This window comes from Glutamicibacter sp. M10 (genome assembly GCF_025452055.1).
GTDB lineage: Bacteria > Actinomycetota > Actinomycetes > Actinomycetales > Micrococcaceae > Glutamicibacter.
Window position 1 is genome coordinate 2,094,716 of the sequence record NZ_CP104918.1, and the last position, 18,942, is coordinate 2,113,657.

Annotated in this window: 15 protein-coding genes and 2 pseudogenes; 5 read left to right on the plus strand and 12 right to left on the minus strand. The window is 56.4% G+C overall.

From position 1 onward, the window contains the following. Positions 1-2: 2 nt before the first annotated feature. From N6V40_RS10240 to tkt, 9 genes and pseudogenes are all read right to left on the minus strand, one after another. Positions 3-746 (minus strand): potassium transporter TrkG, encoded by a 744-nt coding sequence (locus tag N6V40_RS10240; RefSeq protein WP_315973672.1) that lies wholly within the window; start codon positions 744-746, stop codon positions 3-5. A 76-nt stretch (positions 747-822) separates the two neighbouring features. Next, on the minus strand, positions 823-1,104 hold the full coding sequence (locus tag N6V40_RS10245) for a hypothetical protein (RefSeq protein ID WP_262197560.1): 282 nt from the start codon (positions 1,102-1,104) through the stop codon (positions 823-825). Between the two features lie 411 nt (positions 1,105-1,515). Further along, on the minus strand, positions 1,516-2,481 hold the full coding sequence (locus N6V40_RS10250) for an FAD-dependent oxidoreductase (protein ID WP_131088416.1): 966 nt from the start codon (positions 2,479-2,481) through the stop codon (positions 1,516-1,518). A gap of 85 nt (positions 2,482-2,566) precedes the next feature. Beyond that, positions 2,567-3,307 carry a 6-phosphogluconolactonase gene (pgl, locus tag N6V40_RS10255; RefSeq protein ID WP_131088415.1) on the minus strand — a complete coding sequence of 247 codons (741 nt, stop codon included), beginning with the start codon at positions 3,305-3,307 and terminating at the stop codon, positions 2,567-2,569. Beyond that, the gene (locus tag N6V40_RS10260) at positions 3,297-4,238 is read right to left on the minus strand and encodes a glucose-6-phosphate dehydrogenase assembly protein OpcA (protein ID WP_131089777.1); all 942 of its coding nucleotides are present in this window, start codon (positions 4,236-4,238) and stop codon (positions 3,297-3,299) included. The genes pgl and N6V40_RS10260 overlap by 11 nt, the downstream gene beginning before the upstream one ends. Continuing rightward, positions 4,235-5,755 carry a glucose-6-phosphate dehydrogenase gene (zwf, locus tag N6V40_RS10265; RefSeq protein WP_131088414.1) on the minus strand — a complete coding sequence of 507 codons (1,521 nt, stop codon included), beginning with the start codon at positions 5,753-5,755 and terminating at the stop codon, positions 4,235-4,237. The genes N6V40_RS10260 and zwf overlap by 4 nt, the downstream gene beginning before the upstream one ends. 7 nt (positions 5,756-5,762) lie before the next feature. Further along, positions 5,763-7,337 (minus strand): phosphoglucose isomerase-related protein, encoded by a 1,575-nt coding sequence (locus tag N6V40_RS10270; RefSeq protein WP_131088413.1) that lies wholly within the window; start codon positions 7,335-7,337, stop codon positions 5,763-5,765. Beyond that, complete coding sequence (tal, locus tag N6V40_RS10275; RefSeq protein WP_131088412.1) at positions 7,338-8,441, minus strand: transaldolase; 1,104 nt, start codon at positions 8,439-8,441, stop codon at positions 7,338-7,340. Positions 8,442-8,457: 16 nt separating this feature from the next. Continuing rightward, positions 8,458-10,571 (minus strand): annotated as a pseudogene (gene tkt, locus N6V40_RS10280) (transketolase). A 753-nt stretch (positions 10,572-11,324) separates the two neighbouring features. Between tkt and N6V40_RS10285 the strand changes: the two are divergent. From N6V40_RS10285 to N6V40_RS10295, 3 genes are all read left to right on the plus strand, one after another. Continuing rightward, complete coding sequence (locus N6V40_RS10285) at positions 11,325-12,272, plus strand: heme o synthase (RefSeq protein ID WP_262197563.1); 948 nt, start codon at positions 11,325-11,327, stop codon at positions 12,270-12,272. A gap of 185 nt (positions 12,273-12,457) precedes the next feature. Further along, positions 12,458-12,808, plus strand: a complete 351-nt coding sequence (locus tag N6V40_RS10290; protein WP_131088409.1) for a PadR family transcriptional regulator — start codon at positions 12,458-12,460, stop codon at positions 12,806-12,808. Beyond that, positions 12,792-13,739 (plus strand): DUF1700 domain-containing protein, encoded by a 948-nt coding sequence (locus N6V40_RS10295; protein ID WP_262197564.1) that lies wholly within the window; start codon positions 12,792-12,794, stop codon positions 13,737-13,739. Before N6V40_RS10290 ends, N6V40_RS10295 begins: the two co-directional genes overlap by 17 nt. An 84-nt stretch (positions 13,740-13,823) precedes the next feature. Here the strand turns inward: N6V40_RS10295 and N6V40_RS10300 are convergent, their stop codons facing one another. The 3 genes and pseudogenes from N6V40_RS10300 to N6V40_RS10310 all read right to left on the minus strand — a co-directional run bounded on the left by N6V40_RS10300 (position 13,824) and on the right by N6V40_RS10310 (position 16,507). After that, positions 13,824-14,762, minus strand: coding sequence for a COX15/CtaA family protein (locus tag N6V40_RS10300; RefSeq protein WP_262197566.1), 939 nt, complete (start codon positions 14,760-14,762; stop codon positions 13,824-13,826). 31 nt (positions 14,763-14,793) lie between these two features. Continuing rightward, a complete protein-coding gene (locus tag N6V40_RS10305) occupies positions 14,794-15,555 on the minus strand; it encodes an ABC transporter permease (RefSeq protein WP_262197567.1) in 762 nt (253 codons plus the stop codon). Then, positions 15,552-16,507, minus strand: a pseudogene (locus N6V40_RS10310) (ABC transporter ATP-binding protein). Before N6V40_RS10310 ends, N6V40_RS10305 begins: the two are co-directional and overlap by 4 nt. Positions 16,508-16,697: 190 nt before the next feature. On the opposite strand from N6V40_RS10310, the gene N6V40_RS10320 reads away from it, so the two are divergent. Together N6V40_RS10320 and sufB are read left to right on the plus strand one after the other, a co-directional pair. Beyond that, positions 16,698-17,483 carry a helix-turn-helix transcriptional regulator gene (locus tag N6V40_RS10320; protein ID WP_131088404.1) on the plus strand — a complete coding sequence of 262 codons (786 nt, stop codon included), beginning with the start codon at positions 16,698-16,700 and terminating at the stop codon, positions 17,481-17,483. After that, entirely contained in the window at positions 17,480-18,940 is a 1,461-nt protein-coding gene (gene sufB / locus N6V40_RS10325; RefSeq protein ID WP_131088403.1) for a Fe-S cluster assembly protein SufB, read from the plus strand. Before N6V40_RS10320 ends, sufB begins: the two co-directional genes overlap by 4 nt. Positions 18,941-18,942: the final 2 nt, after the last annotated feature.

The following is an 18,942-nucleotide window of genomic DNA, read 5'->3' on the forward strand; positions in this document are numbered from 1 at the left end:
GCTTAGCCGATGGCTGGTCTTTCTTTAGGTAGTTCGTAAAGAGCTTTACGATCGCGCATGGCTAGGGCTGAGACTAGTGAGAGTACGCCCACTCGGCCCAGATGCATGAGCACAACCAGCACCATCTTTGTGGGGGACGATAGTTCCGGGGTGATACCGGTTGATAGTCCCACGGTTCCAAATGCAGAAGTTGCTTCGAGGAGGCACCGATGAAGTGAGTATTCTGTGAGCAAGTTCAGGGCCATCGTTCCTGCGAAGACTGTCGCTACACCCAAAAGGGCCACGGTGATTGCTTGGCGGTGTACCGCGCGGGACAGACGCTTACCCATGGCATTCACGGCTGTTTCGCCACGAAGCTCGGTGATGATGATGAACAGTAGGATTGCCGCAGTAGTGATTTTGTTAGCATCAGCCGTACCGGCCGGTCTGCCACCAACAAACAACACATCCATGCCATGCCATGTAGCGGAATGCATGGCACCAATATCTATTGAATTGAAGCCTGCGGTACGTGTTTGAACGGACTGAAAGAAGCCGGCCAAAATCCGTGATTCTGGATTGAGTTGGCCAAGAGTTTCTGGGTTGTTCCACTCCATGACGGTGATGAATACCGTACCAACGACCAATAACAGCACCGTCATCAACACGACTAAACTGGTATTCATGGCCCACTTCAGCGCGTTTCTCCAGTGGTGCTTGAGCTGTACTAAAACTGGGAAGCCGAGGCCACCGAGGATTATGGCCACACTGATGGGAAGGCAGAGCTAGGGGTCAGCGACAAAATCCATCAAGTTATTGGTGTGCAGGGCGAAACCGGCTTTATTAAACGCAGAAACGGCATGGAAAACGCCCTGCGAGTAGCACAGCAACCGCCAGTTCAATTGTCAGGGACAACTTGATAATCATGATTGCTGCGGTGCGCACATCTGACCAGCTGACCGCGCTACTTTCTCGCTGTGTTGAGAGCCGGGTGAGATAACCTATTCGACCCATCACCAACATGCTGAGCACCGAGTCGACCAGCATTAATCCAAGTCCGCCAACCTGAATCAATATCAGGATCACGATCTTGCCGAATAAGGTGTAGGCAGTAGCCGTATCCACGACTGTTAAACCTGCAACGCACACCGCGGAGGTTGCGGTGAAATTCCCATCCATCAGTGATGTGAACTGCCCCGATGTAGTGGCCCATGGTTTTGAGAGGAGGAGTCAGCCGAAGAGCATCGCGGAGGCGAACATTATGGCCACAAGGCGTTCGGGTCTAGCCGAGGCGCTGCGACCCAGCGGGTCGATGCGCCAAGCAAGGGTAGAGTGCATATCCATCGCAATGGAAGAAGCGAGGTCGCGCATCGACGCTCGACCAGAAGCACGGATGAAATACTTAGCCTCGGCTGACCCAAGCCAAAGTGATCTGAGGCACTGTGAACTGTTGGTTTGAGGACGCCAACACGGTGCCATTGAAACTCCCATTTGCGTCGATTTTTACACTTGCAACTCGATGGTCGCTTGCGTCGCTTAGGAGCCCATCAACTCATGTACGCGCTGCGCGGTGCCCCATGACATGGTCACGCCACCGCCACCATGTCCGTAGGCAGCAATCACCGAAACCCCTTGAACATCCAGGCGTTCGAGCCGGATTGTTTCACGGGCAGGTCGTAAGCCAACCTTGTGCTCCAATACCTCGCAGTCTGCGAGGGCAGAGACTAACGTGGTCGCTCGTTTGAGAATATCGATGGATGTCTGTGGATCTACTTCAGGATTAGAATCATGGTCTACATCGATACCGCCGACGATAATGTCATCGCGGCGTGGAATAACGTAGATAACACCGTCTGGATGGTCATCGTCGCTGATCCACTCGGTGAGTCCAACGGTATTGGCTAGTCGCACTACTTGGCCGCGAATGGGGTAAACGCTGTCGTCATCACCCAATAACTCGCCGCCACGTAAACCTGCTGCTAGAACGACCACATCAGCTTCATCGGTGAATTCAGAGAGCGACTTAACTGTTCGCTCGATGAACCGTACCGAAAGATTTGTGCATTGGCCACGCAGCCAAGAAAGATATGTCGGCATGGTGATCACCGGAACTGTACCTGCCATGGCAGCCAAAGCGCCTTCGGGCAATATTTCCGGCTCAGCTGGAGCCGAGTCGGCTACAAAATTTGTCCAGGAACGGTCAGCATCGGCCCGGCGTTCAATGTCCATACCAAAACGTAGATCAACGCCGGTCTCTGGAATCAGCGACAAGGCTTGGAAGCGGGACAATGTGCGCGAGAGTAGCAGGTCGGCTGCCGGAGAGTTCTCTGAGTGGTAAGGGAACCAAATGGCCGCCGATACCGAAGAGACAGTCTGCAAGGTGTCTTGATCGCTGACCACAGTCACTTGGTAGCCATGGGAGGCCAGTTCGTGAGCGGTGGACAGCCCAATGACGCCGGCGCCAATGACGGTGACTTTTTGTGAGGATAACAGTTGCGGCATGTATTTCCTTCAAGGAGTTTGGTGGTTAGCGCAAAGGCCGGCCCCGCGAACCAAGAGGTTCAAGGGGCCGACCTTGCGGTGCTATTTAGAGCAGGGTTGAGGCGGCGCGATCCACAATCCAGCGGGTTGCTTCTGTGCCATGCACAGCGCTGGCCGGAACTGCCACTTCATTGATTTCATGGGAGGCTGCAGCCAAGGCCGGAGCCTTGTCCGCACCGGCAACAATCAACCACACTTCACGGGCGGTGTTGATGGTCCCCATGGTCAGGCTCACTCGATGTGGTGGCGGCTTGGGGGAGTTGTGCACCGCAATGGCACCCAACTCCTCAGAACGCGTGTGATTCGGGAACAAGGAAGCAACATGAGAGTCGGGACCCATACCCAGCATCAATACGTCAAAGACCGGGGAGGCTGCGCCTTCACTGGCTTCGGCGGCGAGCAACGCCGTGTAGGCCACGGCTGCTTCTTCAGCAGTCTCAAACTCATCAGTTGATCCCATAGCGTGCACCGTGGCACGATCCAAGCCCAGCTGATCTAGAGCTGCGAAGAGTTCCTCCGCCTGCAAAACGTTGCGATCCGGTGAATCAGCGGCAACAAAACGCTCATCTCCCCACCAGAAGTGCACCTGAGACCAGTTGACCGAAGCCTTTGCTGGGTTCTGTGCCACTGCAGCCAACGCGGCGATGCCCAAGGTACCACCGGTGACAACAATGTGAGCGACCCCGCGGGCCGTCACCGCATCGGTGATCGAAGTGATCAAGCGTGCGGCGATGGCCTGCGCCGTAGCAGAAACATCATCATGGATGGTGATTTGCCTAGCGATCACTGGGAACAACGCTCCTGAGCTCAGTCATCTTCAAACCCTTGGTGATGACGTCGCCGAAGACCTCATCGGCGTCCAGGCGGCGCATTTCTTCAGCCAAGCAGTCAGCGACTGAGCGACGTGGAAGGGAGATGCGCTGTGGGGCAGATCCAGGCTGGTACAGGTGAGCCACTGCGCCGGAGGGACGGGAGAGTTCCACATCTCCTGCCTCGCGGGACAAACGTACGCTGGAGAGTCCACCGGTCGTATTATCTGCAGCAATGGTGACCGGAACATCCAAGGTCATGGTCAACCAGGCGGCCAGCAAAGCGGTGGACGGAGAGTTCTCCGAGCCCTTAACCGTGATGCTGGTCAGATCTTCGGTGCCAACCAGATCAATGATGCTGGCCAGCTGTCCGCGCCAGTAGGTCAAACGGGTCCACGCCAGGTCGGTATCGCCAGCATGGTAGCTGTCGGTACGACTGTAGAGCGAAGCCACCGGATCGGCTTCTTCCGCAGAGTCGGTAATTCGACGGTGCGCAAGCTTGCCCAGAGCCGTAGCGTATGGATCCTTTGGCACACCATGTGGCCACCAAGCCACGATCGGTGCATCTGGCAACAACAGGGCCGAGATCAGTGCTTCGTCAGCCACAACATCTGGACCGAAGGTGCGCATGACGATGACCTCGGATGCGCCGGCGTCGCCGCCAACACGGATCTGCACGTCAAGACGGTTCTTGGCACTGGTATTGCCGCGCACCACCACGATGATGCGGCAAGGGTGCTCGCGACTTGCCAGGTTGGCTGCCTCGATTGCGTTCTCGGCGAAACCTTCACGGGTGATGACCACAAGGGTCAGCACACGAGAAAGCGCAACAACGCCGTGGGTTCGACGTGAGGAAATCAGCTTCTTGGCCACCTTCGAGGTGGTGGTGTCGGGAAGATCAATCATCATGGGCGGCGCCATGTCCTTCCATCTTTGGCCATCAGCTCATCGCTGCTGGCTGGTCCCCAAGAACCCGGTGCGTATGGATCAGGCTGGGTTGGCTGCGAAGCCCAGTATTCCTCAAACGGATCCAGGATCCGCCAGGACTGCTCGACCTCTTCGTGACGTGGGAACAGCGGTGGCTCACCCAAGAGCACATCCAATATCAGTCGCTCGTAAGCTTCTGGGGATGACTCGGTGAACGCGTTGCCGTAGCCGAAGTCCATGGTGACATCGCGAATCTCCATCTGGGTGCCAGGCACCTTGGAGGCCAAACGGATGGTTGCACCTTCATCAGGCTGCACACGGATCACAAAGGCGTTCTGACCGAACTCGTCGGTATCGTGATCACCAAAGAGCAGGTTAGGAGCCTTCTTGAACACGACCGCGATCTCGGTGACGCGACGGCCCAAGCGCTTGCCTGCACGCAGGTAGAACGGTACTCCGTCCCAGCGGCGGGTCTTGATGTTCAAGCGAACCGCAGCGTAGGTTTCGGTTTTGGACTTCGGGTTGAAGCCTTCCTCATCGAGGAACCCAACAACTTCTTCAGCACCCTGCCAACCGGAGGTGTACTGACCGCGTGCGCTGGCTGCTCCCAGATCCTCAGGCAGTTCAACTGCGGTGAGCACCTTCTCCTTCTCGCTGCGCAGGTGATCGGCGTTGAAGGAGATTGGCTCCTCCATGGCGGTCAGCGCGAGCAGCTGAAGCAGGTGGTTCTGGATGACGTCGCGGGCAGCGCCCACTCCGTCGTAGTAGCTGGCACGTCCACCAATGCCGATGTCCTCGGCCATGGTGATCTGCACGTGATCCACGTACTTGTTGTTCCACAGTGGCTCGAACATCTGGTTACCAAAGCGCAGAGCCAACAGGTTCTGTACGGTCTCTTTGCCCAGGTAGTGGTCGATGCGGAAGACTTGATCTGCTGGGAAAACGGACTCCACGATTTCGTTCAGTTCGCGGGCGCTTTGCAGGTTGTGGCCAAACGGCTTCTCGATGACTACTCGTTCCCAGCCTGGGTTCGAGTCGTTGGCCAGGTGGTGCTCGGAGAGCTTCTGGCAAACAATTTCGAACCAGCTTGGTGGGATCGAGAGGTAGAAGGCGTGGTTGCGTCCGGTGGAACGCGTCTCAGCGAGCTCGTCCAAGGTTGCGGCGAGCTTCTGGTACGCGTCATCGTCGTCAAAGGCACCGGAAATAAAGCGCATTCCGGAGGCCAACTGGGCGAAGACCGTCTCATTAAACGGGGTTCGTGAGCTGGCCAGGATCCATTCGCGAGCCTGAGCGGTGAATTCTTCAGCGCTCCAGTCGCGACGGCCGAAGCCGACGATGGCAAAGTTTGGGGGCAAAAGTCCGCGGTTGGCCAGGTCATAGACCGCTGGCATCAGCTTTTTGCGGGCAAGGTCGCCGGTGATTCCGAAGAACACCAGCGCGCCCGGACCGGCGATGCGGTTAAGCCGCCGGTCGCGAGCGTCGCGTAGTGGGTTGTTCATTAGTGCCTTACTTCGCAGCCTCTAGTAGGGCGGCGATGCCGGCTGCGCGATCCGTGAGGTTTACGCGCAGCACAGGGCGGTTGTGTTCGGCATCCGAGAGTACTGCACCGTCGCCAATGGCCTGGGCAGTGATCAAAGAACCGAAGGAGTATGGACGATCTGGGATCTCCAGGTCATCATTGTGGTCCGCGGTGATCTGCAGGAAGACACCCTGTGCCGGGCCACCCTTGTGGTACTGGCCGGTGGAGTGCAAGAAGCGTGGACCCCAGCCGAAGGTGACCGGGCGACCGGTCTTTTGTGCGAACACATCGCGCAGTTCTTCCAACGCAACATCCGAAGTGCGGTTCAGGTACGCCTGGATGGCGAAGTAACCGTCTTCTGGCAGCTGTGCGGTGAGCTGATCCAGTGCCTCAGCCAGGGTGCTGGCGGTGCTGCCGTACAGCTGTACGGAACCATCGGTAGCATCTGGAGCACTCTGTGCTGGAGCATCAAGCATGGAGCGTGCTGCGACCTTCGCGGCCTCAACGTCTGGCTGATCAAATGGGTTGATACCCAACAGGTAGCCGGCGATTGCGGTGGCGTACTCGAAGATCATGAAGGCGGTGCCCAGTGGTGCACTGAAGTGCACAGCGGTAGCGTCTTCGTCTAGTTCTTCAGCAAGTTCGTCGTAGACAAACAGTGGCAGTACGTCGGCTGCGACGTTTTTCAGCTCTGGAGCGTCAACGTGCGCGGCCACTGGCAAAATGCCTTTGCCCAGCTTGCCGGTGGATTCAGCGATGAGCTGTTCAGCCCAGTCACCAAAGCCTGGCAGTGCGTCGCCAACACAGGAGATCAGCAGCTTGTCGCGACCTGCGGTAGCCATGGCGGCACCTAGGTGCAACGCAATGTTGTCCTCGTCGTCGGCGGCCAGGATGTCGTTGATCAGCCCTGCTTCTTCAACCAGTGCCTCGATGTCCGCGCCGGCCAGACCAGAAGGTACCAGTCCGAATGCGGTCAGTGCCGAGTAACGTCCACCCACGTTGGGGTCGGCGTTGAATACTGCACGCACACCTTCAGCCTTGTCCATTGGCGAACCCGGATCGGTGACAAGCACCAGACGGGTAGCTGGATCAATACCGGCGGCGGCGAACGCTGCGGTGAAGGCACGACGCTGCGAGTCGGTTTCAACGGTGGAGCCGGATTTGGAAGAAACGACCACAACGGTGCGCTCCAAGTCGGTTCCAACGATGTCCCTGACCATCGATGGATCGGTGGTATCGCAGATGACCAGTTCGATCTCATCGTTGGCCGCGATGACCTCGGGGGCCAGCGAGGATCCACCCATGCCACAAAGCACGATGCGGGTCAGGTTTTCCTTGACTAGTTCTTCGCGCAGGGCCAAGATTTCTGGAATCAGCTTTGCCGCAGCATCAAAAGGGTTCACCCAACCGAGACGGATGGAAGACTCAGCTTCAGCATCTGGACCCCATACGGTGGAATCCTTAGCGGTGATGCGGCTGGCGATCTTTTCTTCGATCAGCTTCGGAAGTAGCTGATCAACGGAGGCAAGAGCAGCTCCGGTGGTTACTAGTCCGAGTTCCATTTACTTAGCTCCCTTGAGAGCCACCGACATATCTTCGAGCAGTTCGTTCCAAGCAACATCGAACTTCTCAACGCCTTCAACCTCAAGCAGGTTGACAACCTCGTTGTAATCGATGCCCACAGCTGCCAGCTTGTCCAACACGTGGTTGGCTGCATCGTAGCTACCGGTGATGGTGTCGCCACGAACCTCAGCCTCAGCTGCGGTAGCGTCCAAGGTCTTTTCTGGCATGGTGTTCACGGTGTTGGCAGCGACCAACTCGGTGACGTACAGGGTCGATGGGTAGGCAGGATCCTTCACACCGGTCGAAGCCCACAGCGGACGCTGAACGTTGGCGCCAGCGGCAGCCAGCACCTCGAAGCGTGCCGAAGCAAAGGTCTCTTCGAAGACCTGGTAGGCAAGGCGAGCGTTAGCAACGCCGGCCTGGCCGCGCAGAGCGGTAGCAGCATCGGTGCCAATAGCGGCAAGACGATTGTCGATTTCGCTGTCAACGCGGGAGACGAAGAAGGAAGCGACCGAGTGGATCTTGGACAGGTCCAAGCCCTTGGCGTGCGCCTTCTCCAGACCGATCAGGTACGCGTTGATCACTTCGCGGTAGCGCTCAAGCGAGAAGATCAAAGTGACGTTCACGGAGATGCCTTCGGCAATGGTCTCGGTGATTGCTTCCAAGCCCTCAAGGGTTGCTGGGATCTTGATCAGTACGTTTTCGCGGTTTACGCGCTCGTACAGTGCCTTGGCCTGAGCGATGGTTGGTGCGGTTTCGTGAGCCAAGCGAGGGTCAACCTCGATGGACACACGACCGTCGAAGCCCTTGGAGGACTCGTAAACACCCTTGAACAGATCGCAGGCTGCAGCAACGTCGTCGCTGGTGATCTCGGTGATGGCGTCCTCTACGGACTTTTCACGCTGTTCGGCGATAGCTTCGCCGTACACTTCAGCCTTGGACAGTGAAGCGGCGAAGATTGCTGGGTTGGTGGTTACGCCAACAACGTTCTTCTCTTCGATCAGCTTGGCCAACGAGCCGCTGGTCAGTCGTTCACGGGAAAGGTCATCAAGCCAGATGGAAACGCCGGCGTCGGAGAGGGCCTGGGTATTTGGGTTGCTCATAATGTACTTCGAATCCTTACTTTGCGGCGTTCTGAACGGAGGTTTCGGCTGCGGCAACTACGGCCGCGGTGGTGATACCGAACTCTGAGTACAGCTTCTTGTAATCGGCGGAGGCGCCGAAGTGGTCCAGGGAGATGATCTCGCCGTTAGCGCCGACCAGCTCGCGCCAGCCCTGTGCTACACCGGCTTCAACCGATACGCGGGCGGTGATTGCTGCCGGGAGCACCTCTTCGCGGTAAGCCGCATCCTGCTTGGCGAACCATTCGAAGGAAGGCAGCGAAACTACGCGAGCTGCGATGTTCTTGGCGGCCAGCTCTTCACGAGCCTCAACTGCCAGTTCCACCTCGGAACCGGTAGCCAGCAAGATGACATCTGGGGTGACCTCTGCGCCGTCACGAACGGCTTCAGCCAGGATGTAGCCACCCTTCAAGGTGCCCTCTGCGCCGCGGAAGCCGGTGGCTGCACGGTCGTAGATTGGCAGGTTCTGACGGGAGAGCACGATGCCCGAAGGGGTATCGGTCAGCTCCAACATGCCACGCCATGCGTAAGCAACTTCGTTGGCGTCCGCTGGGCGAACGACGTCGAAGTTAGGGATCACGCGTAGCGAAGCAAGCTGCTCCACTGGCTGGTGGGTTGGGCCGTCTTCGCCCAGACCGATGGAGTCGTGGGTCCATACGAAGATCGAAGGCACACCCATCAGGGCAGCCAAGCGGATCGCTGGGCGCTGGTAATCCGAGAAGATCAGGAAGGTGCCAGAGAACGCGCGGGTTGGGCTCGAAAGCACAATACCGTTCACGATCGAGGCAGCTGCGTGCTCGCGGATACCGAAGTGCAGTACACGACCGTATGGGCTTGCATCCCACGAAGCGGTGGAGCGACGCTCGGGAGCGAAGGACTTCGCGGTATCGATGGTGGTGTTGTTGGAACCGGCGAGGTCAGCGGAGCCGCCCCACAGTTCTGGCAACTCATCAGCGATCGCGTTGATGACCTTGCCCGAAGCCGAACGGGTGGCCATGGTGGAACCTGGCTCGAAGACTGGAAGCTTTTCGGTCCAGCCTTCTGGAAGCTTGCCAGCCTGCAGGCGCTCAAGCAGAGCAGCCTCTTCTGGGTTAGCGCTCTTCCACGAGTTGAAGGTTTCGTTCCAGGACTCGTGCAGGTCGGCGCCACGGGTGACAACTTCGCGTGCGTGATCCAGTACTTCCTGGTCGATGTGGAAGTTCTTTGCTGGGTCGAAGCCCAGAACTTCCTTCAGGCCTGCAACTTCGTCGGTTCCCAGCTTGGAACCGTGGATGCCGCCGGTGTTCTGCTTGGTTGGTGCTGGCCAGCCGATCACTGTGCGCAGGGCAATGATCGATGGACGGGAAGTCTCAGCCTTGGCAGCGCGGATGGCCTCATCCAGTGCCTTGAGGTCTTCGACGTATTTGCCGGTGACGGTCCAGTCAACGCGCTGGGTGTGCCAGCCGTAAGCGTCGTAGCGACCCAGTACGTCTTCGGTGAAGGCGATGTCGGTGTCGTTCTCGATGGAAATCTTGTTGTCATCGTAAATTACGACGAGGTTGCCAAGTTCCTGATGACCAGCCAGCGATGAAGCCTCGGAGGTAACACCCTCCTGCAGGTCACCATCGGAAGCGATGACGTACACGGTGTGGTCAAACGGGCTGGTTCCAGCTTCAGCAGCTGGGTCCAGCAGGCCACGCATGCGGCGCTGCGAGTAGGCGAAACCAACAGCGGAGGCCAGTCCCTGACCCAATGGGCCGGTGGTGATCTCGACGCCGGCGGTGTGGCCAACTTCTGGGTGACCCGGGGTCTTTGCGCCCCAGGTGCGCAGTGCTTCGATGTCTTCCATCTCTAGGCCATAGCCGGAGAGGAAAAGCTGCAGGTACAAGGTCAAAGAAGTGTGACCAGGGAGAGCACGAAGCGGTCGCGGCCGATCCAGTTAGGATCCTTAGGGTCGTGGCGCAAGTGCTTCTGGAAAATCAGGTAGGCGGCCGGTGCCAAGCTCATTGCGGTACCGGGATGGCCATTGCCAACTTTTTCAACAGCGTCGGCTGCCAGGACACGGGTGGTGTCGATGGCCTTACGATCCAACTCAGTTAGTGAAAACTCTTCTACTAAGGATTCAGTCGCCACAGCGGCGTTCCTTCCATTCAGGCTCGGACGGGAGCTATCTCCCGCTGACACGCAATACGCCGTCGCCTCCCACAAGTTCCTGACATTTCTTAGCTCAGGAAGATCTAGGTTGCGACGGCGCAATCTCGCTCAACTCTATCGCGAAAATAAAGCTTCGCGTGTTGGTTATAGCAAGATGACGCGCAACTTTATTTCCGCAACGTAACGCTTGATTCACCACAGATAAAAACAAATGCCCGGATCCCTTTGGATTGGAGCGATGTTTCGTTTGTCACAGGGGCACGAAGCGAGGTGGGGCAGAGCTGAACGAAACATTCGGCCGGGTATCACCGCAAATGAATTGAACAAGGATAGGTGCTTGTGCATTTGCTTAATACAGGACTTATTATCTGTTGAATGGATCATGAGTAGACTCAATGAAGTCAAAGACCCTGAAAGTTTCAAAAAACTAACATTTTGCGGCGGTCCCAGTCGGCGCGCGAACCGAGCTCCAGGAGGCCTTGTCCAGATATTGAGACTTCGTGACGCTGTTCGCTAAGAGGTGAGGTGACCAAGCGAGCCATTGAGCAAGCGCGGTAAGCCGGATCAAACTTTTGTGGAGCAGGTTGACCGAGATCACCAAGATTTGCCGTGGAAGAGCCTGCTAAGGAGTTTCAAAGAATTTCTATCGGGCGTAGAATGATTTTGTCTATCTTGTACCCGTGAAGAACTGAGTGCGTTTAATTGAAGACTCAAAGTGTCGCCGGAGCATCAGTGCCGCGCGCGTCGCGTCAGCCTGGTGAGAGCACCTCAGATTTTGTGAAGCGTAAGGCCAGCGCCTATTTCTCGCTGACCAAGCCTCGCGTTATCGAGTTGCTGCTGGTAAGCACCCTTCCGACCATGATCTTCGCCCAGCGAGGATTCCCTCCGCTCTGGCTCATGATCTCCACCCTCGTTGGTGGCGCAATGGCAGCCGGTGCTTCGGGTGCATTCAACTGCTATATCGATCGCGATATGGACAAGTTGATGAAGCGTACCAAGGGACGCCCTCTGGTAACTGGAGACCTGACGCCAAAAGAAGCGTTGATCTTCTCGTGGGTCTTGGCCATTGCGTCGCTTGTTGTTCTCTGGTTCGGCACCAACCCGCTGACCACTGCCTTGGGTCTCGCTGCGATTCTTCTCTACGTTGTCTTCTACACGATGATTCTGAAGCGACGCACTGCTCAGAACATTGTTTGGGGTGGCATTGCCGGCTGTATGCCAGTTCTGATTGCTTGGGCGGCCGTTACCGAAAAGATTGAGTGGCCAGCTGTCATTCTCTTCTTGGTCATCTTCCTTTGGACTCCGCCTCACTACTGGCCACTGTCCATGAAGTACGCGGATGACTACAACGCGGCCTCGGTTCCTATGCTTGGCGCAATTGCCAACGCCCGCCGGGTATCCGTTCAAGTTGTTCTCTACGCATGGGCAACCGTCGTATGCTCAATGCTGCTAGTTCCCTTGGGCCACGCTGGCATTCTCTACACGGCCATTGCCGGTGGTGCTGGCATCTGGTTCGTCATAGAGTCGCACGTTCTGTATCGCGAAGCTCAGGGCGATCACAAACCAGCAGTAGTCAACCGCAAGGCTATGAAGGTCTTCCATATCTCGATCACTTACTTGACGATCGTCTTCCTAGCATTGGCTTTTGATCCGTTTGTCGGAAGTCCACTGTTCGGCTAAAAGCCGTTTTGGAGTTCATGATCCGCAAGCCCCTTCGCAAACAATCTTTGGATTGGCGGAGGGGCTTTTGCATGCCCGGTGCCAGGACGTAGTTAGTGCCCGCTCTATAGTCCACCTAATGTCGGTCTGCGTCATGCAAGCTAATCTTGCTATGCAAGTCTTGTTATGCAAGGTATGCTCAATTTATGCTCGAACAGCGCGAAAAGATAGCAACCAATATACGCAAGGGTGTTCTCGAATATTGCGTCCTAGGATCACTGGCTAACGACGACAAGTATGGGCTAGAACTTGCTGAGGAACTGACGAAACGTCATTTGACGGCAGGGGAAGGCAGCCTGTATCCGCTACTTGCCCGAATGAAAACTGCAGGGTTGGTCGAGACTCGTTGGGAAGAAGGCGGGGCAGGCCGAAAGCGAAAATACTACTCAATCACCGGCCACGGGCAGATCATGCTCAAGGAGTTCCGCGCCGTGTGGGCCGACATTACGGAACAGGTTGAACAATTGCTTGGAGGGCAAGATGGCGAAGGCAGCTGAGAACCAAAGCGTGGAGGCCTATCTGCGGTCGTTGGATCATCAATTACGAAATGTGCCGATAGAGGCTCGACGAGAGCTCGTTGAAGATATCGCGGAGCACATCGATGAAGGTCGCGAAAGGGGGCGTAGCGAAAGCGAGATCATTGCCGCCCTCGGAACTCCGCAAGCAGTAGCGGCACCGTACCTAGAAGACGTGCTGCGTGACGGAAACTCGCCTCGACTGCGTCGCATCCGCCGGGTACTGGGCATCGTCGCGTTGGTGACGGGTCTGTTTTCCGCGATTATTTCGCGATCCTCGGATTCAACCATTGTGAACATGGCTTTTGGCCCTGTAGAGCTTCAAGGACTGAGCATCAATTACGACTACTCCGATGTCTTTGCGGCAATACAGCTTCTAATTTTCTTGGCACTTGCCATGATGGTTGCAGCGTCAGCCGTCATGAAGCCGACTACTGCGCGAAAATACAGCATTGCGGCCGCCATTGTCATGACGGTTGTCGTGATTATCTGCGGGACCGGGCTGGGAATGTTTTTCGTGCCTTCGATGGTCACCGCCTGGATGCTCGCCGGTGCAAATAATCTAAAGCTCAGCCATGTTGGTAGATCCAAGCGGTCGCGCACCGTTCAAGCTATCGGTGGCGTCGTGTTGTTGATCCCGGTGTTGCTTTCCTTAGCTGGGCTGGCCACCGGTGGCGTTCAGGGAGCAGGCGCCTACGTCTATGCAGCGCTCGGACTCCTTTGCGGCGTAGGGTTCGTTCTCAAATTCAGGCTGGCGCTATGGGCAACTTGCGTCATTGGAGCAGGGGTGTCCATCGGTTCCATCCTTGATCAAGGGATGTTGATGGCAGCGTTATGGCTAGCGGGTATTGCGTACTTCTACTTTGGCTTATATGGCCTGCTGTGGTTTGAGAAACGTAAGCTGGCAAGTTAGGCCCCTGGCGGTTGTCAACACATTTTAAACAGTTCGGGTGGCCATGCATTTTAGTTGCATGGCCACCCGAGCGTTACGCCGAGACTAGTTGTCGACTCGCTGATACTTCGGAAGAAGCGAAGTTCGATCCCAGGTATCTGTACTGGATACCAGCAACAGGCTGGCCCCAAGCATATGCAGGAGAACCAAACCGATTGGTAGCCCGGTGAAGTGTTGGGTATATCCGATAGCGGCTTGGATAAGGATGACTACCACCAGCCACCAGACGGAAGTGCGCAGACGCCGGTTCACATCCGACTTGCGAGTCATGATGATCAGGGCGATTGTCGCGATAACCAGCAGGTAGACCGGGGCAGTGTGCATCCGCGTCACCAACGATGGATCAAACATATGCCTTGGCGCAGTTGCGTCACCTGCGTGCGGCCCGGTGCCGGTGACGATGGTGCCAAGAATGACTGAAACGATTGAGAAGATCCAGGCAGCAGTCGAAACCTGTCGAAGGCTCTTGGTAGCCGGGGGACTTACTTGCTTCTTGAGCTCGGTACGAGTGCGGTTCACCAGGAGCGTGGCCAGCATGACCAACGTTCCGGAAAGCAGGAAGTGCAAGGAAACTATCCATGGATTCAGCCCGGTCAGCACCGTAATGCCACCAATGACGCCCTGAGCAGGGATACCCAGAAGCAGAATCAGGCCCAACTTAAAAATGGTTGAGTGGCTGCGACGCATCGACCAAACCGAAATCAGGAACGCGATGGCAATGAACAGCAAAACGAAAGTCAGCGTGCGGTTTCCGAACTCGATGATGCCGTGAATTCCCATTTCAGGAACGGGCGTCATGGATCCTGGAACACAATTCGGCCAACGTGAACAACCTAAACCAGACTTGGTCAGGCGGACAGCCCCACCGGTGACGATGATGCCAACTTGCGAAACCAGAGAAGCGATAGCTAGGCCGTGCACCAAAGGCGTGATTTTTGTTGGCAACCTGCTGGCCCAGCTTTGTGCGGATAGGTCTGAAGACATGGGAATCTCCCTTAGAGACTAATTCGGTAGCTTAGTTCCACTTGAACAGCTTGATGGCGGCGAAGGATGCAGCTGCGGACCACAAGAGAAGGAAAATCAGTCCAGCAATGCTGAAGTGTCCTGAAATTAATGCGTCGCGCATTGCATCGCCCAAGGCCGCAGAGGGCAAGGCGTTCAAGGTGGGCTGAATCCACGCCGGCGCCATGCTCAGTGGATACAAGACGCCACCAGCGCCAGCTAGCAGGATCCAAGCGAGGTTGGTGATCGCCAAGGTTGCTTCTGGCCTAACGGTTCCGGCAATCAGCAGACCCAGAGAGGTGAATGCGGCCGCGCCTAGGAGCAAGAACAGGATTCCTGGGGCGATACCCGCAAGGTTTGGATGCCAGCCCATGAACAGGCCCACAGCGGTGATCAGCACAACCTGAATAACCAAGACGGTCAGCACGGCAATAACCTTGCCGAAAATCAGACCAGCCTTACCCAGGGGAGTAGTGGAGAACATCGTCAACACACCGTAACGGCGATCAAAGCCGGTACCGATGCCCTGACCAGTGAAGGCTGTTGAAATAACGCACAGTGCCAACACGCCGGGGACTGCGGCGTCGATATTTCGTTCCGCTACACCCTCGATCAGATCGGTGACGTTCAGAACGACCAATGCAATCAGCGGCATAACCACGGCAAGGATGAGCTGCTCACCATTGCTGAGCATCTGAATGGACTCGTACTTACCCTGAGCGAGAATACGTTTGAGCGGCGATGTGGCGTTTGACGTTGCTACTGGCTGGCTCATGCGCGTTCCTCCTTTTGTGCGAATTCGAGGAACACATCTTCGAGGCTGCGTGATTGAAGGTTGAGCTGCGTGGGCAGAATACCTTCTTGGACCCACCAGGTGGTTAACCAGTTCAGGTGTTCGGGGGAGCTGACACCGTCCAAGCGGTATTCGCCGAGAGAGGTTTCTGAAAGGTGTAAACCAGCAGGCGGTTCTGGAAGGACTAGGCCAGCCGGTGCCGCAAAGGCAATTGGCCGGGTGTCTTGATCTTCGGCAGCTCGCTCGATCAGTTCGGCAACGGTGCCTTGGGCGACGGTGCAGCCCTTATCGATGATGTAGACGTAGTCGCTTAGGCGCTGGGCGTCATCCATGAGGTGAGTGGTGAGAATAATTGCCTTGCCGGCATCACGCAGCTCAGAGATCAAATCAAAAACGACTTGACGCGACTGTGGGTCCAACCCGGCGCTGGGCTCATCAAGGAAAAGAACTTCTGGATCGCCAGCTAGCGCAATAGCCATGGCTACACGCTGCTTTTGGCCGCCGGAGAGTCGGCGAATAGTTCTGGTCCCAAAAGACTCGAGATCTAGTCGTGTGATCAACGCATCAATGTCGATGGGTTTCTTATACAAGGATGCGACGTGTCGCAGCAACGGCACTGGCCGCATCGAGGGGGAAGTCCACCGTCTTGAAGCATAACGCCCACCCGCGAACGAAGGTCGGGGTTGTCGCCGAAGGGATCCTGACCCAGTAGCTCGACCGTGCCACCGTTGGGTTGCAGTAAGCCTTGGGCGCAGGCCAGGGTGGTGGATTTGCCGGCGCCATTTGCCCCGAGCAGCGTGGTGATCTGGCCGGGGTAAGCCTTCAGGGTCACTGACTCTAGGACGCGCAGCATGCGGTTGTCCAAGGCTGGGACTGGCCCTAAATCTTTGGCCAGTTCATTGATGATCAGACTGGGGGTTTGGGAAGACACCAAAACATTCTACGACATGTCGAAGTTGGAATTTTGAGGACTGTGTCACCAAGACTCGCGGTCACCGACTAGGGGCGAGAGAATGGAAAGAGAAGTTCTTATTAAGAGGTATCGGATGACGAGGTGGGCAAGCTCTCACTTAGTAAGCCCTTCCTTACTAGACCTAGAGCAAAAATTTACGCATGATTGTGTTGTGTATTCATCAAATTTAGACTCAGCTAGTGGCTCCACTGCCGAAACAGTTGGTGCAGTTGGGGATACCGAAGAACGCACGCGCGATCGTGTTCTCTACGCAGTACTAGAGGACGGACCGGTGAGTGCAGCGGAGCTGGGCAACAAGCTTGGCTTCACTCCGGCAGCAGTACGCCGTCACCTTGACGCTCTCTCGAAGTCGGGACTCGTTGAAGTGAAACTGGTAGCAAACCAGAAGTCGGGCGCCGGACGCCCGTCACGTCGCTACGTGCTTTCGCACCGCGGCCAGACGAAGCTCGGCAACGACTACTTGGAAATCGCTACCGACGCACTAAAGATGCTCGGCGATGCGGCAGGAGACGATGCGATTCGCACCTTCGCGCGTAATCGTTTCGCACAAATGGAGACCCGATACGCGAAAGCGTTGATCGGTGTTGAAGGACTGGAAGCACGAGCCGAAGTTCTAAGCAATTTGCTTAGCGCGGACGGGTTTGTGGGGTACAGCCGAAAAGTTGATACAAAAGTGGCAACCGCTTTGATGCATAGCGTTCAGCTGTGTCAGGGCCACTGCCCAATACAAGACTTGGCACGAGAGTTTCCGGTGTTTTGCGACATGGAAACTGAAATGTTCGCCAGATTGCTTGGAGTCGACGTTCGACGATTGTCGACCTTGGCTGGCGGCGGACACGTGTGCACGACCCACATCCCTGTGGGGCGTGAAAAGGCGCCAATGCGCGCCGAGAAGAGAACTCGAATTCAGTTCACGAAGCAGGAGAGGCCGCGATGACGGATCAGATTGCACAGGAGTCAGCAGACCCAGGTGTAATTTCCGAAATTCTGGAGAAGAACCCCGAACTCCAAGGAATCGGCAATTACGAATATGGCTGGTCAGATAAGAACGACGCGGGTGCTAACGCTCGCCGCGGCGTTGACAAGGACGTTGTGGCGAACATTTCCGCCCTCAAGTCCGAGCCAGAATGGATGCTGGACCGCCGCCAGAAGGCGCTGAAGTACTTCGACCGCAAGCCAATGCCAACCTGGGGTCCAGACCTCTCGGGCATTGACTTCGACAACATCAAGTACTTCGTGCGTTCCACCGAGAAGCAAGCAACCACTTGGGATGAGCTTCCTGAAGACATCAAGAACACCTACGACAAGTTGGGTATTCCTGAGGCTGAAAAGCAGCGCCTAGTTTCCGGTGTTGCCGCTCAGTACGAGTCTGAGGTTGTTTACCACCAGCTGCGTGAGGACCTTGAAGCTCAGGGCGTCATCTTCCTTGATACCGATACCGGTCTGAAGGAACACCCAGAGATCTTCCAGGAGTACTTCGGCTCGGTAATCCCAGCAGGCGATAACAAGTTCGCTTCGTTGAACACCGCAGTATGGTCCGGTGGCTCTTTCGTTTACGTTCCTAAGGGCGTACACGTAGAAATCCCACTGCAGGCCTACTTCCGTATTAACACGGAGAACATGGGTCAGTTCGAGCGCACCTTGATCATCGCTGATGAAGGATCTTACGTTCACTACATCGAGGGTTGCACCGCCCCGATCTACCAGTCTGATTCGCTGCACTCGGCAGTTGTGGAAATCATCGTGAAGAAGAACGCTCGCGTTCGCTACACGACGATCCAGAACTGGTCGAACAACGTGTACAACCTGGTGACCAAGCGCGCTATCTGTGAAGAAGGCGCAACCATGGAGTGGGTCGATGGCAACATCGGTTCCAAGGTCACCATGAAGTACCCTGCGGTCTACCTTGTTGGCGAGCACGCCAAGGGCGAGACCCTGTCCATCGCTTTCGCAGGCGAAGGCCAGCACCAGGACACCGGTTCCAAGATGGTTCACATCGCTCCGAACACCTCCTCGGCCATTGTTGCCAAGTCGGTTGCTCGTAACGGTGGACGCTCGGCTTACCGTGGTCTGGTTCAGGTTCAGGAAGGTGCCAAGGGCACCAAGAACTCGGTGGTCTGTGACGCGTTGCTGGTTGACCAGATTTCGCGTTCGGACACGTACCCATACATCGACGTTCGTGAAGACGACGTCACCATGGGCCACGAGGCGACCGTTTCCCGCGTTTCCGAAGAGCAGCTGTTCTACCTCATGTCCCGCGGTATGGCCGAGGACGAGGCAATGGCGATGATCGTGCGTGGCTTCGTTGAGCCAATTGCGCGTGAGCTTCCTATGGAATACGCGCTGGAACTGAACCGCCTTATTGAACTTCAGATGGAAGGATCGGTCGGTTAAGA

Excerpts from the sequence above, each read along its gene's own strand:
- N6V40_RS10250 (WP_131088416.1), bottom strand. The coding sequence starts at position 2,481 with ATGCCGCAACTGTTATCCTCACAAAAAGTCACCGTCATTGGCGCCGGC.
- N6V40_RS10260 (WP_131089777.1), bottom strand. The coding sequence starts at position 4,238 with ATGATGATTGATCTTCCCGACACCACCACCTCGAAGGTGGCCAAGAAG.
- zwf (WP_131088414.1), bottom strand. The coding sequence starts at position 5,755 with ATGAACAACCCACTACGCGACGCTCGCGACCGGCGGCTTAACCGCATC.
- N6V40_RS10270 (WP_131088413.1), bottom strand. The coding sequence starts at position 7,337 with ATGGAACTCGGACTAGTAACCACCGGAGCTGCTCTTGCCTCCGTTGAT.
- tal (WP_131088412.1), bottom strand. The coding sequence starts at position 8,441 with ATGAGCAACCCAAATACCCAGGCCCTCTCCGACGCCGGCGTTTCCATC.
- N6V40_RS10290 (WP_131088409.1), top strand. The coding sequence starts at position 12,458 with ATGCTCGAACAGCGCGAAAAGATAGCAACCAATATACGCAAGGGTGTT.
- N6V40_RS10295 (WP_262197564.1), top strand. The coding sequence starts at position 12,792 with ATGGCGAAGGCAGCTGAGAACCAAAGCGTGGAGGCCTATCTGCGGTCG.
- N6V40_RS10300 (WP_262197566.1), bottom strand. The coding sequence starts at position 14,762 with ATGTCTTCAGACCTATCCGCACAAAGCTGGGCCAGCAGGTTGCCAACA.
- N6V40_RS10305 (WP_262197567.1), bottom strand. The coding sequence starts at position 15,555 with ATGAGCCAGCCAGTAGCAACGTCAAACGCCACATCGCCGCTCAAACGT.
- sufB (WP_131088403.1), top strand. The coding sequence starts at position 17,480 with ATGACGGATCAGATTGCACAGGAGTCAGCAGACCCAGGTGTAATTTCC.